The organism is Clostridium sp. LS (genome assembly GCF_002760435.1).
Classification (GTDB): domain Bacteria; phylum Bacillota; class Clostridia; order Clostridiales; family Clostridiaceae; genus Clostridium.
The window spans coordinates 1-14,838 of sequence record NZ_AUUU01000174.1; the positions used below are offsets into that span (position 1 = coordinate 1).

The following is a 14,838-nucleotide window of genomic DNA, read 5'->3' on the forward strand; positions in this document are numbered from 1 at the left end:
TAACGTGTGGCTTACTTCTTTCATACTTTGCTTTTGCCATTATAATTTTCCTCCCTTAAAGACATTATTTTAAACAATCTTTTCGTAAATATTATAACTTATAGATATTCTAATATCTATATCTATTATTTAAGTTTTTTACCATTTATATAAAAATTATTCAAAATAATAATATTATATGATAATTAATTATAAATGGTATCAAACATAGTTACATACTACTTATTACTTAGCTCTGCTACCAGCAATTTGTTCTTGAATATTCTTTGGAACTTCTTCGTAGTGATCGAATACCATTGAGTAAACTCCTCTACCTTGTGTTCTAGATCTTAATGATGTTGCGTATCCGAACATTTCTGATAATGGAACAAACGCTCTAATAACTTGAGCTCCATTAACAGCTTCCATTCCTTCCATTCTACCTCTTCTTGAGTTGATATCTCCAATAACATCTCCCATGTATTCTTCTGGAACTGTTACCTCAACCTTCATCATTGGTTCAAGAAGTACTGGACTTGCCTTAGCCATAGCATTTTTAAACGCCATAGATCCAGCAATTTTAAATGCCATTTCTGATGAGTCAACTTCATGGTATGAACCGTGTACTAATTTAACTTTGAAGTTAATAACGTTATATCCTGCAATAATACCACTTAAAGCAGCTTCTTGAATACCGTTATCAATTGCTGGTATGTATTCCTTAGGAATAGCTCCTCCTACAATTGCATTTTCAAATACATATTCACCTTCAGTTGGCTCCATCTCAATTACAGCATGACCGTATTGTCCTTTACCACCTGATTGTTTAGCATACTTAGCTTCAGCCTTAACAGCACTTCTGATTGTTTCTTTGTATGCAACCTGAGGTGCTCCAACGTTACATTCAACTTTAAACTCTCTTGTAAGTCTATCAACAATTATTTCTAAGTGAAGTTCTCCCATACCTGCTATAATTGTTTGGCCTGTTTCTGTATCAGTCCAAGTCTTAAAAGTAGGATCTTCTTCAGCTAATTTAGCTAATGCTAACCCCATTTTTTCTTGAGCAGCTTTTGTTTTTGGTTCAATAGCTACATTTATAACTGGTTCTGGGAAATCCATTGATTCAAGAATTATTGGTTTATTTTCTGCACATAAAGTATCACCTGTTGTAGTATTCTTTAATCCGATTACTGCTCCAAGTTCTCCTGCTTCTAATGATTCAACTTCTTGTCTTGAGTTTGAGTGCATCTTAACAAGTCTACCAATTCTTTCCTTCTTACCTTTTGTAGAGTTAAGAACATAAGAACCACTTTCCATTATTCCTGAGTAGATTCTTGTGAAAGCTAATTTACCTACAAATGGGTCAGTAGCAATCTTAAATGCTAATGCAGATAATGGTTCAGAGTCTGAAGCTTCTCTATGATCTTCTTCACCTTCTAATGTAGTTCCTTTTACAGATGGGATATCTAATGGCGATGGTAAATAATCTACTACTCCATCGATCATTTGTTGAACACCCTTATTCTTATATGAAGAACCACAAATACATGGATAAATTTCATTAGCTATTGTAGCTTTTCTTAAAGCACTTCTTAATTCAGCTTCAGTGATTTCTTCACCTTCTAAATATTTTTCCATTAATTCTTCATCAGTTTCAGCGATAGCTTCTACCATAGCACTTCTGTATTCTTCAGCCTGATCAGCATATTCTGCTGGTATAGCTTCTTCTCTCATATCTTTTCCAAGATCATCATAGTACATGATAGCTATATTTCTTATAAGGTCAATCATACCTTTAAAATTTTCTTCTCCACCGATTGGGATTTGAATTGGAACTGCATTTGCTTTTAATCTTTCTTTAACTGTTTGAACACATCTAAAATAGTCAGCACCTGTTGCGTCCATCTTATTTACATAAATCATTCTTGGTACGCCATATTTATCTGCCTGTCTCCACACTGTTTCAGTTTGTGGTTCAACACCGCTTTTAGCATCAAGAACTGTAACAGCTCCATCAAGTACTCTTAATGATCTTTCAACTTCAACTGTGAAGTCTACGTGACCAGGAGTATCAATGATATTAAGTTCATGATCTTTCCAGAAACATGTAGTAGCAGCAGAAGTAATTGTTATACCTCTTTCTTGTTCTTGAACCATCCAGTCCATTGTAGCCGCACCATCGTGAACTTCTCCTATTTTATGACTCACTCCTGTATAGAATAATATACGTTCGGTAGTTGTTGTTTTACCTGCGTCTATATGAGCCATTATACCAAAATTACGGAATTTCTCCAAAGGATATTTTCTAGCCATTTATTTGTCCTCCTCTCGACGAGTAAATATAATTTAATTTGACAAAACTGCCTTAGCATAAGCCAAAACAGTTTTATATATATTAGTATCTGTAGTGAGCGAATGCTTTATTAGCTTCTGCCATCTTGTGAGTATCTTCTCTCTTCTTAACAGCTGCTCCTGTGTTGTTAGATGCATCTAGTAATTCACCAGCTACTCTTTCACTCATTAGCTTTTCGCCTCTTTTTTTTGCTGCTATTAACATCCATCTTATTCCTAAAGTCTGTCTTCTTTCTGGTCTAACTTCTATTGGAACTTGATAAGTAGCACCACCTATTCTTCTAGCTTTAACTTCCAGTAATGGCATTACATTGTTCATAGCATCCTCAAATACTTCTAAAGCTTCTTTTCCACTTCTTTTTGCTATTAATTCAAATGCATCATAGCATATCTTTTGGGCAACACCCTTTTTACCGTCTTCCATTATACTATTTATAAATTTAGTAACAACTTTTGAATTGTACACTGGATCTGGTAATACATCTCTCTTTGCAATATGTCCTTTTCTTGGCACTTTTCTTCCCTCCTTAACATTAATTTAAGTTCATCGGTACTCGGTATTTTTTATACCGCAAAGTGCTACATCTCTTACATCTATATAAACTCAAATTCAAATCTATAATTTATGTTGAAGATAAGCACTACTTTTTGTTAAAAGTCCTATTTTTTCTTAGGTCTCTTAGCACCGTACTTTGATCTTCCTTGTAATCTGTTAGCTACTCCAGCGCAGTCTAATGCACCTCTTACGATATGGTATCTAACACCAGGAAGGTCCTTAACTCTTCCACCTCTTATAAGAACAACACTATGTTCTTGTAAGTTGTGACCTACTCCACCAATATATGCAGTTACTTCAAATCCATTTGTTAATCTAACTCTGGCAATTTTTCTTAACGCTGAGTTAGGTTTCTTAGGAGTTGTTGTTTTAACTACTGTACATACCCCTCTTTTTTGAGGACACTCTTTAAGTGCTGGTGCAGTTGATTTAACTACTGCTGATTTTCTGCCTTTTCTTACTAATTGGCTAATAGTTGGCATTTTTTCACCTCCTGAAATTTATTTATCTATTTTTAAATTAAGATAAACGCTAACTTATTCCATTATATAACAACATCTTATACAATGATGCCATATAATTTCATTAATTATGTCTAAATTATATGTAATAAATTGTTTTCTCCAATTAGAGATATCAATTTAATTCATTAATTGACTACATTAACATTTATTTGTGTGATTTTATATTTAAAATCACACAAATTGTATTTTATCATTTAACTATATACATGTCAATATAATAAAAGGTTTATTCTTCAATAGTTTCTGGAATAGTCTCTTCAACTAATTCACTATCTGTCTCTACTTTTAAAGATCTATATCTCATCATTCCAGTACCAGCCGGAATTAACTTACCAATTATTACATTTTCCTTTAATCCAACTAAAGGATCAACTTTTCCTTTTATTGCTGCTTCTGTTAAAACTCTTGTTGTTTCTTGGAATGAAGCTGCTGATAGGAAACTGTCAGTTGCTAACGCTGCTTTAGTTATACCTAATAGAGTTTGTTCTCCCTTCGCTTCTTCTCCACCAAATTCCCTAACTCTAGCGTTTTCTTCATAAAAATCAAACATGTCGATCATAGTTCCTGGTAATAAGTCAGTATCTCCTGATTCAAGTATTTTTATCTTTCTAGTCATTTGTCTAACAACTACTTCTAAGTGCTTATCATTGATATCAACACCTTGTAGTCTATAAACTTTTTGAACTTCTGAAAGTAAGTATCTTCTTGCACCATCTATACCTTTTATACTCATTATATCATGTGGATTTACTGATCCTTCTGTAATTTCATCTCCAGCTTCAATATAATCATTATCACTTACTCTTAATCTTGATCCAAATGGTATATCATAGCTGCGTTCCTCACCATCAGAACTCATAACTACTACAGTTCTCTTCTTCTTTGTTTCCTCTATTCTAACTGTACCAGCAATTTCACTTACTATTGCAAGACCCTTTGGTTTTCTAGCCTCAAATAACTCTTCTACTCTAGGTAAACCTTGAGTAATATCTGCTCCTGCAACTCCTCCTGTATGGAATGTTCTCATTGTAAGCTGTGTTCCTGGTTCTCCGATTGATTGAGCTGCTATTATTCCAACAGCTTCTCCAATATCGATCTTTTTAGCTGTTGCCATGTTCATACCATAACATCTAGAACAAACACCAACTTTACAGCTGCAAGTAAACACTGATCTAATTTTTACTTTCTTAATCCCCGCTGAAACTATCTTATCAGCTATATATGGATCCATATATTCATTTTTAGGGTGTATTACTTCACCACTATCAGGATTAACAATATCTTCTGCAGTATACCTACCAATCAATCTTTCTCTTAATTCTTCGATAGTCTCATTACCTTCTTTTATTTCGCTTACGTAAATTCCCTCATCTGAACCACAATCTTCTTCTCTTACGATAACATCCTGAGATACATCAACAAGTCTTCTTGTTAAATATCCTGAATCGGCAGTTTTTAAAGCTGTATCGGCATTACCTTTTCTAGCTCCATGAGTAGATAGGAAGTATTCTATAACATCTAACCCCTCTTTAAATGATGCTCTGATAGGCAATTCAATGATCTTACCTGATGGACTTGCCATAAGACCTCTCATACCAGCTAATTGCTTTATTTGAGATTTAGATCCTCTGGCACCAGAATCAGCCATCATGTATATTGGATTAAATTTATCAAGACTATCCATTAATGCATTCGCTACATCTTCAGTTGTTTGAGTCCATTTTTCTATAACTCTTTCATATCTTTCATCATCAGATATGAATCCTCTTTTATACATCTTTTCGATTTTTTCAACTGTTTCATCTGCCTCTTTAAGTAAATCATACTTTACTTCTGGAACTATTATATCTGATGATGCAACTGTTACAGCTCCAATTGATGAGTAATGATAACCTAATGCTTTAATATTATCAAGCATTATAGATGTTTTTACTGGACCATGTTTCATATAACATTGATCAATAATCTTTCCTAATGTTTTCTTAGTAGCTAAGAAATCAACTTCAAGATCAAACGCTTCTTCTTCGTTTTCTCTATTTACTAATCCTAGATTTTGTGGAATTGACTCATTGAATATAATCTTTCCAACAGTAGTTTTAATAATCTTAGATTTCATTACACCATCAATTTCTCTAAACATTCTAACATTAATTTGAGCATGTATATCAATTTCTTTAACTTCATATGCCATTATAGCTTCATCTTTGCTAGAGAATGTCATTCCATCGCCTTTTGCACCACTTTTATCCATAGTTAAATAATATGATCCAAGAATCATATCTTGCGTAGGAACACAAACTGGTTTACCATCTGATGGCTTTAAGATATTTGTTGCTGCTAACATTAAAAATCTTGCTTCAGCTTGCGCTTCCACTGACAATGGAAGATGGACAGCCATTTGGTCTCCATCAAAGTCAGCATTATATGCTGTACATGCCAATGGATGAAGCTTAATAGCTCTACCTTCTACTAATACAGGTTGGAATGCTTGAATACCAAGTCTGTGAAGCGTAGGAGCACGGTTAAGCAATACTGGATGATCTGCAATTACTTCTTCTAATACATCCCATACTTGCGGCAACACTCTTTCTACCATTCTTTTAGCACTCTTTATATTATGTGCTATTCCATCTTGCACTAGCTTCTTCATTACAAATGGTTTAAACAATTCTATAGCCATTTCTTTTGGAAGACCACATTGATACATTTTTAATTCTGGTCCAACAACTATAACTGATCTACCTGAGTAGTCAACTCTCTTTCCAAGTAAGTTCTGTCTAAATCTACCTTGCTTACCTTTTAACATATCTGAAAGAGATTTTAACGGTCTATTTCCAGGACCAGTTACTGGTCTTCCTCTTCTACCATTATCAATCAGCGCATCTACTGCTTCTTGCAGCATTCTTTTTTCATTTCTAACTATAATATCTGGAGCACCTAAATCTAGTAATTTCTTTAATCTATTATTTCTATTTATTACTCTTCTGTATAAATCATTTAAATCAGATGTTGCAAATCTACCTCCATCTAATTGAACCATAGGTCTTAAATCTGGTGGTATAACTGGTATCACATTTATAACCATCCATTGAGGATCATTTCCTGATTTTCTAAATGACTCTACAACTTCTAATCTTCTTATAATTCTAACTTTCTTTTGTCCTGTGCTTTGTTTTAACTCTTCTTTTAATTCTTTTGAAGAAGTTTCTAAATCAATTTCATTAAGTAATTCTTGGATTGCTTCGGCACCCATACCTGCTACAAAGCTTTCATCACCATATTTATCTACTGCTTCTCTATATTCCTTTTCATTAAGAAGTTGTTTCTTTAATAAAGGTGTTTCTTTTGGATCTATTACTATATAAGAAGCAAAATATAAAACTTTTTCTAAAGCCCTTGGTGACATATCTAGAATTAATCCCATTCTTGATGGGATTCCTTTAAAATACCAAATATGAGATACCGGGGCAGCTAATTCTATATGCCCCATTCTTTCTCTTCTTACTTTAGCTTTTGTGACTTCAACTCCACATCTGTCACAAACTATCCCTTTATATCTTACTCTTTTATACTTTCCGCAATGGCATTCCCAGTCTTTCATTGGTCCAAAAATTCTTTCACAGAACAATCCATCTCTCTCGGGCTTTAAAGTTCTGTAATTAATTGTCTCAGGTTTTTTAACTTCTCCTCTTGACCATTGTCTTATTTGTTCCGGAGATGCTAAACCAATTTGTATTGCATCAAAATTATTTAATTCAAACAAGGGTAAATCCTCCCTTCAAAATTAGTGTTCATCGTTGAAATCATCAAGTTCTAATTCAGTCTCAAGATCAGCCATATCTACGCCTTCGTCATAATCAATATCATCTATATCATCATCTCTAACTTGATCATAACTGTCATCTTCTAATACTTCTGGTTCCGGCACAAGCATATCCTCGCTGCCTTCTATATTGACTTCTAAATTTGCCATATCTTCATCTACAAATTCTTTTAAAGTTACTTCTTCGTGTGCATCATTAAGAACTTTAATATCTAAGCATAAAGCTTGAAGCTCTTTAATAAGAACTTTAAATGATTCTGGTACTCCTGGCTCAGGTATATTTTCACCTTTAACTATAGCTTCGTATGTTTTAACTCTACCTACAACATCATCTGACTTCACAGTCAATATTTCTTGTAGTGTATGAGCTGCTCCATATGCTTCTAAAGCCCAAACTTCCATTTCCCCAAATCTTTGACCACCAAACTGAGCCTTACCTCCTAGTGGTTGTTGAGTAACTAATGAATATGGTCCTGTAGATCTAGCATGAATCTTATCGTCTACCAAATGGTGAAGTTTTAAGATATACATTATACCAACAGTTACTGGATTATCAAACGGTTCCCCAGTTCTACCATCATACAATATAGTTTTAGCATCTTCTCTAAATCCTGCCTTTACCATACACTCAGTTATTTCAGGTTGCGTAGCACCATCAAATACAGGTGTAGCTATATGCCATCCTAAATGACTAGCTGCCCAACCTAAGTGTACTTCAAGTACTTGCCCTATATTCATACGAGAAGGTACCCCAAGTGGATTTAAACATATTTGGAGAGGTCTACCATCTGGTAAAAATGGCATATCTTCTTCTGGTAATATTCTAGAGATAACCCCCTTATTACCATGACGTCCTGCCATTTTATCTCCAACTGAAATTTTTCTTTTTTGCGCTATATAGCATCTTACAAGTTCATTTACTCCTGGATTCAATTCATCTCCATTTTCCCTTGTAAACACTTTTATATCAACTATTATTCCAGCTTCTCCATGAGGCACTCTTAACGAAGTATCTCTTACTTCTCTTGCTTTTTCTCCAAAAATGGCTCTTAATAATCTTTCTTCTGCTGTAAGTTCAGTTTCCCCCTTTGGCGTTACCTTACCAACCAATATGTCTCCTGATCTTACTTCTGCACCTATTCTTATAATACCTCTGTCATCTACATCTTTAAGTGCATCATCACTTACATTAGGTATATCTCTTGTTATTTCCTCAGGCCCAAGCTTAGTGTCTCTAGCTTCACATTCATACTCTTCTATATGCATAGATGTAAAGATATCCTCTCTAACTAACTCTTCAGAAATTAGCATAGCATCTTCGTAGTTATAACCTTCCCAAGTTATGAATCCCATTCTTATATTTTTACCTAATGCAATTTCCCCTAAATCGGTAGATGGTCCATCAGCAATTACTTGGTTCTTGTATACTACTTCACCTGTATCTACAATAGGCCTTTGATTAATACAAGTTCCAGAGTTACTTCTCTTAAACTTTAATAATTTATATATATCTGTGCCACCATCTGAATCCCTTTTGATTCGAATTTCACCACCTGATACATAAGATACAACCCCTGCGTTCTTTGCTTTTGGCAGTACTCCTGAATCTACAGCAGCCTTAAATTCTATTCCTGTTCCGACTATTGGCGCTTGAGGACTTAATAATGGAACTGCTTGACGTTGCATGTTTGAACCCATAAGAGCTCTCGAAGCGTCATCATTTTCAAGGAACGGTATCATCGCAGTTGCAACTGATACAATTTGTCTTGCTGATACATCTATTAAATCAACCTCAGTTGCAGGAACAACTAATATATCTTCTAAGTGTCTTACTCTGACTTTTTTGTTTATAAATGCTCCATTTTCGTCCATTGGTTCTTTCGCTTCAGCAATTAAACATTGATCTTCTTCATCTGCAGTGAAATATCTAATTTCGTCTGTAGCTCTTGCATTCTCTTTGTCTACAATTCTATATGGAGTTTCGATAAATCCATATTCATTTACTTTTGCAAATGTTGCTAATGAATTTATAAGACCTATGTTCGGACCTTCCGGTGTTTCAATCGGACACATTCTTCCATAATGCGAATGGTGAACGTCTCTAACCTCGAAACCAGCTCTTTCTCTTGAAAGTCCTCCTGGTCCCAACGCAGATAATCTTCTCTTATGTGTAAGTTCTGATAATGGATTTGTTTGATCCATGAACTGTGATAATTGTGAACTACCAAAAAACTCCTTAATAGCCGCTGCTACTGGTCTTATGTTGATTAACATTTGAGGAGTTATTGCTTCTTGATCTTGAATAGTCATTCTTTCTTTAACTACTCTTTCCATTCTAGACAAACCAATTCTAAATTGATTTTGTAATAATTCTCCTACAGATCTTAATCTTCTATTACCCAAATGATCTATATCATCAACATAACCTATTCCATAAGCTAACCCTAATTCATAACTAATAGTAGCAAAAATATCGTCTCTAATAATATGTTTTGGAATAAGTCTACTAATATTTTTCTTTATTTCTTCTTTAATGCTTTCCTCATCAGAGAAATTGTCTAGTATTTCTCTTAATGTAGGATAATGAACCAATTCTTTTATTCCTAAATCTGAAATATCAAAAGAAACTTGCTTCTTTAAATCAACAAAATTATTACTAATTACTCTGATAACTTTATCTTCTATTAATATATCAGCCGATTTAATTCCAGCATTTTGTATTGCTTCGGCAGCTAATCTACTTATTTTTTGCCCTTTTTCTATCATAATCTCACCAGTTTGTGGATTAACTATATCAGCAGCTGCCACTTGATTTGCAATTCTCAAATTTAAGGCAAGTTTTTTATTAAACTTATATCTACCAACTCTAGACAAATCATATCTTTTCGCATCAAAAAATAAAGTATCAATTAAAGATATAGCACTATCTACTGTTGGTGGTTCACCTGGTCTTAATCTTTTATATATTTCTAATAAGGCTTCCTCTTTAGTTTTAGTATTATCTTTTTCTATAGAAGCTCTAAATCTTTCTTCTTCTCCAAAGAAGTCTAATAACTCTTGATCACTGCCCAATCCCATAGCTCTTGCTAAAATACTAATTGATAATTTTCTAGTCTTATCAATTCTTACATAGATTACATCATTAGAATCTGTTTCATACTCTAACCATGCACCTCTATTAGGAATTACAGTTGATGAATATAATTTTTTACCACTCTTATCAATAGAGTAGTTGTAATATACTCCTGGTGATCTTACTAATTGACTTACTATAACTCTTTCGGCACCATTAATTACAAATGTACCTTGTTCAGTCATTAATGGAAAATCTCCCATGAACACTTCTTGTTCTTTTATTTCACCAGTTTCATTGTTTTGCAATCTAATTGAAACTTTTAATGGTGCTGCATAAGTCGCATCTCTTTCCTTGCATTCTTCGACTGAATACTTAATATTCTCCATATCAAGTTTATAATCTACGAATTCAAGTACTAAATTTCCTGTGAAGTTTGTGATAGGATTAATATCATCAAATACTTCGTGCAGCCCTTCTCTTAAAAACCATTCGTATGAATCTAATTGTACCTCAATTAGATTTGGCATTTCGGTAACATCATTAACCTTACCAAAACTCATTCTTGTTCTTTTTCCAACTTGGACAGGATGTACCATGAATTTTCACCCCTTGTATAAAATAAACTAAAATAGCCAAAAGCGTACTTTCCCTAAGGACTTTTGCTTTCGGACAGCGTCTTTTTATAGTATAACCATTATCCACCATAATATACTCTTATTTTCAGCTATAAATACATAGTATTCCATAGTGAATAATACATTATATTATAATATCATAGGACATTTTTCTTGTCAATAAATATCGTGAATGAATTCTTTCATTTATAAAGCTATATAAAATACCTATCCCATTATAATAAGCATTTTATATAGCTTTTATAAATGTAGTTTAAAAAAGGTGCTTAATAAAGCACCTTTTCATTTAAAATTAATTACTTAACTTCTACAGTAGCTCCAACTTCAGCTAATTTAGCTTTCATGTCTTCAGCTTCTTCTTTAGAAACGCCTTCTTTTAATGTCTTAGGAGCTCCATCAACTATTTCTTTAGCTTCTTTTAATCCTAATCCAGTTATTTCTCTAACAACTTTGATAACTTTGATCTTGTTATCTCCAGCACTTGCTAATACTACGTCGAATTCAGTCTTTTCTTCAGCAGCAGCAGCTCCTGCTACAGGGCCTCCTGCTACAACTGCAGCAGCAGCGCTTACTCCAAATTCTTCTTCACAAGCCTTTACTAATTCATTTAAATCTAAAACGCTCATTTCTTTTATTGCTTGAATTATATCTTCTCTTGTCATTTTTAATAGCACCTCCGAAATTTTTTGTTATTTTTTTACTTTTCTCTGATTATTATTCTGCAGATTCAGTTCCCTTACTATCAGCAATAGCACTTAATACACGTGCAAAGCTTGATATTGGAGACTTGATACTTCCAAGAAGTTTTGCAATAAGAACTTCTTTTGATGGTATTGTTGCTAATTGTTTTATCTTAGCTTCATCATAGATTTCTCCTTCTACAATACCAGCTTTTAATTCTAATTTCTTATGATCTTTAGCAAAATCATTTAATAATCTAGCACCTATTGTAACATCTTCATAACTAAACGCTACAGATACAGGTCCTTCTAAATATTCTACTATACCATCTAAGCCCAATTCTTTAGCTGCTAAAGTAACTAAAGTATTTTTATATACTTTATATTCAACTCCAGCTTCTCTTAAAGTCTTTCTAAGAGCAGTATCTTCTTCAACATTTAAACCTTGATACTTACTAAGAACAACAGCTTTTGATTTTTCTAATTTTTCCTTAATTTCAGCAACCTTTGCTTCTTTAAGTTGTCTGTTTTTATTCATTACTGTAGTCCACCTCCTCACAGTTTCAAACTGCTTCTTTTATTAAAAAAGACCTTCCCGCAGACATGGAAGGTCTATAATAACATCTATTATATATAACCTAAGTAGGTAGTATATCTTTACGCTTTCGCACCTACTGTCTACGGAAAAATTATTTTCTTTTTACAACATCAAAAATTATACTACGTAATTTTAGCTAAGTCAAGACTAATCTAAAGCTTTTGTAGGATTAATTTTTGCACTAGGTCCCATTGTACTTGAAACTGATACTGATTTTAAGTATTGTCCTTTTGCTGCCGCTGGTTTTGCTTTAACTAAAGCATCCATTAATGCATTAAAGTTTTGTTTCAACTTATCAACTCCAAATGATTTCTTTCCAATTGGACAGTGAACTATAGCTGTTTTATCTACTCTGTATTCAACCTTACCAGCTTTGATTTCTTCAATCGCCTTAGCAACATCAAATGTTACTGTTCCTGATTTTGGATTTGGCATTAATCCTTTTGGTCCTAATACCCTACCAATTCTACCTACAACTCCCATCATATCTGGTGTTGCAACAACTACATCATAATCAAACCAATTTTCACTTTGAATCTTTTGAACTAATTCATCTGCTCCAACAAAATCAGCTCCTGCTTGTTGTGCTTCTGTAGCCTTATCACCTTTTGCAAATACAAGTACTCTAACTGTCTTACCAGTTCCGTTTGGTAAAACAACTGCACCTCTAACTTGTTGATCTGCATGTCTTGGATCTACTCCAAGTCTTACATGTAATTCAATAGTTTCATCAAAGTTTGCCTTTGCAGTTTTTAATGTAAGATCTAACGCTTCTACTGGATTATATAATGCACTCTTATCTATAAGCTTTGCACTTTCAATGTATTTTTTTCCCATAATTTGCCTCCTCTGTGGTGTTAACGGTTTTTACCTCCCACTTATTTTTACGAATTACTCTTCAATAGTTACTCCCATACTTCTTGCTGTTCCTGCAATCATTCTCATTGCTGATTCAACATTTGCAGCATTTAAGTCTGGCATTTTAGTTTCAGCGATCTTTCTAAGTTGATCTTGTGTTAATTTACCAACCTTTGTCTTATTAGGTACTCCAGAACCACTTTCTAATCCTATTTCTTTCTTGATTAAAACTGCTGCTGGAGGAGTCTTTAATATAAAACTAAAAGATCTATCTTGATAAACTGTGATAACTACTGGGATTATATACCCAGCTTGGTTTGCAGTTTTTGCATTGAACTCCTTACAGAACCCCATTATGTTTACACCATGTTGACCTAAAGCTGGACCTACAGGTGGAGCTGGTGTTGCCTTACCTGCTTGAAGTTGAAGTTTAATCATTCCAGTTACTTTCTTAGCCATTTTGTTATTCCTCCTATTACTGTGGTATATACGAACTTTTTAGTTCTCCCACTTAATTAAAATTAGTTTGTTTAAACTAATTTTTCAACTTGATTAAAGTCTAGTTCAGCAAGAGTCTCTCTGCCAAACATGTCTACTAAAGCTTTTATTTTTCGTTTGTCTACAATTATCTCTTGTATTATAGCTACTGAATCTCTTAATGGTCCAGAGATAATTCTAATACTTTCCCCTATTTCTAAATCAATATCAACAGGTGTCTCTAATACTCCCATCGATTCAACTTCTTCATCTGAAAGAGGAACTGGTTTAGATCCTGGGCCTACAAATCCCGTTACGCCTCTTGTATTTCTTACAACGTACCAAGCTTCATCACCCATTAGCATCTTTACAAGCACATATCCAGGAAATTTCTTCTTTAATGAGACTTTTTGCTTTCCGTCTTTTTCTTCAATCACTTCTTCCATGGGTACCTGTATATCATGAATTAATGATTCAAGATTTCTATTTTCAATTGCTTTTTCTAAGTTTGCTTTAACTTTATTTTCATATCCTGAGTATGTATGTACTACATACCACCTTGCTCTATCACTCATACTTGTAAGGTGACCTTTAAATCACCCAAACCTCCCTTTTACTTCAATTTTAAAATCGCTTGGAGGAGTTTCTCGAAAATAGTATCCAGTCCACCAACTAATATAGTATACATTAGCGTGAATGTAATAATTGCAACAAAAGCTTTCTTTGTCTCATCTTTTGAAGGCCAAGTTATTTTCTTAACCTCCATCTTAACCTCTTTGAAAAAACTAATCAAACCATTATTTTTAACAGTTTTCTCAGCTTTTACATTATTTTTTACTGACATATCTTCACATCCTTAACTTTAATAACTATATGTCATAACTCCGGCTAATTATTTTGTTTCTTTATGAAGAGTGTGCTTTTTACAGAATTTACAATACTTTTTCATTTCTAATCTATCTGGATCATTTTTTTTGTTTTTCATTGAATCATAATTTCTTTGTTTACACTCTGTGCACGCTAAAGTTATTTTTGTTCTCATGACTGCACCTCCAGTTTTTCATATATATTAAACAAGAAATTTAATCTCTTGTTTATTCCTAATTTGCACTGCTTAAAATGTCACTTTTATACAATATCATAGAATAATTCGCTTGTCAATCTTCCTTTAAATAGGACTAAGTTCTACAACTTAGTCCTAACATCAGGCAATAATCAATTCTTTTATTCTACTATGCTAGTAACAACTCCAGAACCTACAGTTCTTCCACCTTCTCTGA

General features: G+C 33.5%; 12 protein-coding genes and 1 other annotated feature. All 12 genes read right to left on the reverse strand.

Translation table 11 applies throughout. From position 1 onward, the window contains the following. Positions 1-225: 225 nt before the first annotated feature. A complete protein-coding gene (gene fusA, locus COL3_RS25380; protein WP_008419818.1) occupies positions 226-2,292 on the reverse strand; it encodes an elongation factor G in 2,067 nt (688 codons plus the stop codon). A gap of 82 nt (positions 2,293-2,374) precedes the next feature. After that, entirely contained in the window at positions 2,375-2,845 is a 471-nt protein-coding gene (rpsG, locus tag COL3_RS25385) for a 30S ribosomal protein S7 (RefSeq protein WP_008419820.1), read from the reverse strand. A gap of 146 nt (positions 2,846-2,991) precedes the next feature. Then, positions 2,992-3,369, reverse strand: a complete 378-nt coding sequence (gene rpsL, locus COL3_RS25390) for a 30S ribosomal protein S12 (protein WP_008419822.1) — start codon at positions 3,367-3,369, stop codon at positions 2,992-2,994. A gap of 268 nt (positions 3,370-3,637) precedes the next feature. Then, on the reverse strand, positions 3,638-7,174 hold the full coding sequence (rpoC, locus tag COL3_RS25395) for a DNA-directed RNA polymerase subunit beta' (RefSeq protein ID WP_008419825.1): 3,537 nt from the start codon (positions 7,172-7,174) through the stop codon (positions 3,638-3,640). Positions 7,175-7,195: 21 nt separating this feature from the next. Beyond that, positions 7,196-10,906 (reverse strand): DNA-directed RNA polymerase subunit beta, encoded by a 3,711-nt coding sequence (gene rpoB / locus COL3_RS25400; RefSeq protein ID WP_008419826.1) that lies wholly within the window; start codon positions 10,904-10,906, stop codon positions 7,196-7,198. Between the two features lie 335 nt (positions 10,907-11,241). Continuing rightward, positions 11,242-11,607: a 50S ribosomal protein L7/L12 gene (gene rplL / locus COL3_RS25405; protein ID WP_008419828.1), complete on the reverse strand. Its 366-nt coding sequence runs from the start codon at positions 11,605-11,607 to the stop codon at positions 11,242-11,244. Between the two features lie 52 nt (positions 11,608-11,659). Continuing rightward, positions 11,660-12,163 carry a 50S ribosomal protein L10 gene (gene rplJ / locus COL3_RS25410; protein WP_008419830.1) on the reverse strand — a complete coding sequence of 168 codons (504 nt, stop codon included), beginning with the start codon at positions 12,161-12,163 and terminating at the stop codon, positions 11,660-11,662. A 35-nt stretch (positions 12,164-12,198) separates the two neighbouring features. Continuing rightward, positions 12,199-12,327, reverse strand: a sequence feature (ribosomal protein L10 leader region). Positions 12,328-12,370: 43 nt separating this feature from the next. Next, positions 12,371-13,060 (reverse strand): 50S ribosomal protein L1, encoded by a 690-nt coding sequence (gene rplA / locus COL3_RS25415; RefSeq protein ID WP_008419832.1) that lies wholly within the window; start codon positions 13,058-13,060, stop codon positions 12,371-12,373. Positions 13,061-13,114: 54 nt separating this feature from the next. Next, complete coding sequence (rplK, locus tag COL3_RS25420; RefSeq protein ID WP_008419834.1) at positions 13,115-13,540, reverse strand: 50S ribosomal protein L11; 426 nt, start codon at positions 13,538-13,540, stop codon at positions 13,115-13,117. Positions 13,541-13,611: 71 nt separating this feature from the next. Then, a complete protein-coding gene (gene nusG / locus COL3_RS25425) occupies positions 13,612-14,133 on the reverse strand; it encodes a transcription termination/antitermination protein NusG (RefSeq protein ID WP_008419836.1) in 522 nt (173 codons plus the stop codon). Positions 14,134-14,171: 38 nt separating this feature from the next. Further along, complete coding sequence (gene secE, locus COL3_RS25430; RefSeq protein ID WP_008419838.1) at positions 14,172-14,402, reverse strand: preprotein translocase subunit SecE; 231 nt, start codon at positions 14,400-14,402, stop codon at positions 14,172-14,174. A 48-nt stretch (positions 14,403-14,450) separates the two neighbouring features. Continuing rightward, a complete protein-coding gene (gene rpmG, locus COL3_RS25435) occupies positions 14,451-14,600 on the reverse strand; it encodes a 50S ribosomal protein L33 (RefSeq protein ID WP_008419840.1) in 150 nt (49 codons plus the stop codon). Positions 14,601-14,838 lie beyond the last annotated feature (238 nt).

What these genes read in the sequence shown, in the direction of transcription:
- fusA (WP_008419818.1), bottom strand. Translation starts at nt 2,292, where the DNA reads ATGGCTAGAAAATATCCTTTGGAGAAATTCCGTAATTTTGGTATAATG.
- rpsL (WP_008419822.1), bottom strand. Translation starts at nt 3,369, where the DNA reads ATGCCAACTATTAGCCAATTAGTAAGAAAAGGCAGAAAATCAGCAGTA.
- rpoB (WP_008419826.1), bottom strand. Translation starts at nt 10,906, where the DNA reads ATGGTACATCCTGTCCAAGTTGGAAAAAGAACAAGAATGAGTTTTGGT.
- rplL (WP_008419828.1), bottom strand. Translation starts at nt 11,607, where the DNA reads ATGACAAGAGAAGATATAATTCAAGCAATAAAAGAAATGAGCGTTTTA.
- rplJ (WP_008419830.1), bottom strand. Translation starts at nt 12,163, where the DNA reads ATGAATAAAAACAGACAACTTAAAGAAGCAAAGGTTGCTGAAATTAAG.
- rplA (WP_008419832.1), bottom strand. Translation starts at nt 13,060, where the DNA reads ATGGGAAAAAAATACATTGAAAGTGCAAAGCTTATAGATAAGAGTGCA.
- rplK (WP_008419834.1), bottom strand. Translation starts at nt 13,540, where the DNA reads ATGGCTAAGAAAGTAACTGGAATGATTAAACTTCAACTTCAAGCAGGT.
- nusG (WP_008419836.1), bottom strand. Translation starts at nt 14,133, where the DNA reads ATGAGTGATAGAGCAAGGTGGTATGTAGTACATACATACTCAGGATAT.
- secE (WP_008419838.1), bottom strand. Translation starts at nt 14,402, where the DNA reads ATGTCAGTAAAAAATAATGTAAAAGCTGAGAAAACTGTTAAAAATAAT.
- rpmG (WP_008419840.1), bottom strand. Translation starts at nt 14,600, where the DNA reads ATGAGAACAAAAATAACTTTAGCGTGCACAGAGTGTAAACAAAGAAAT.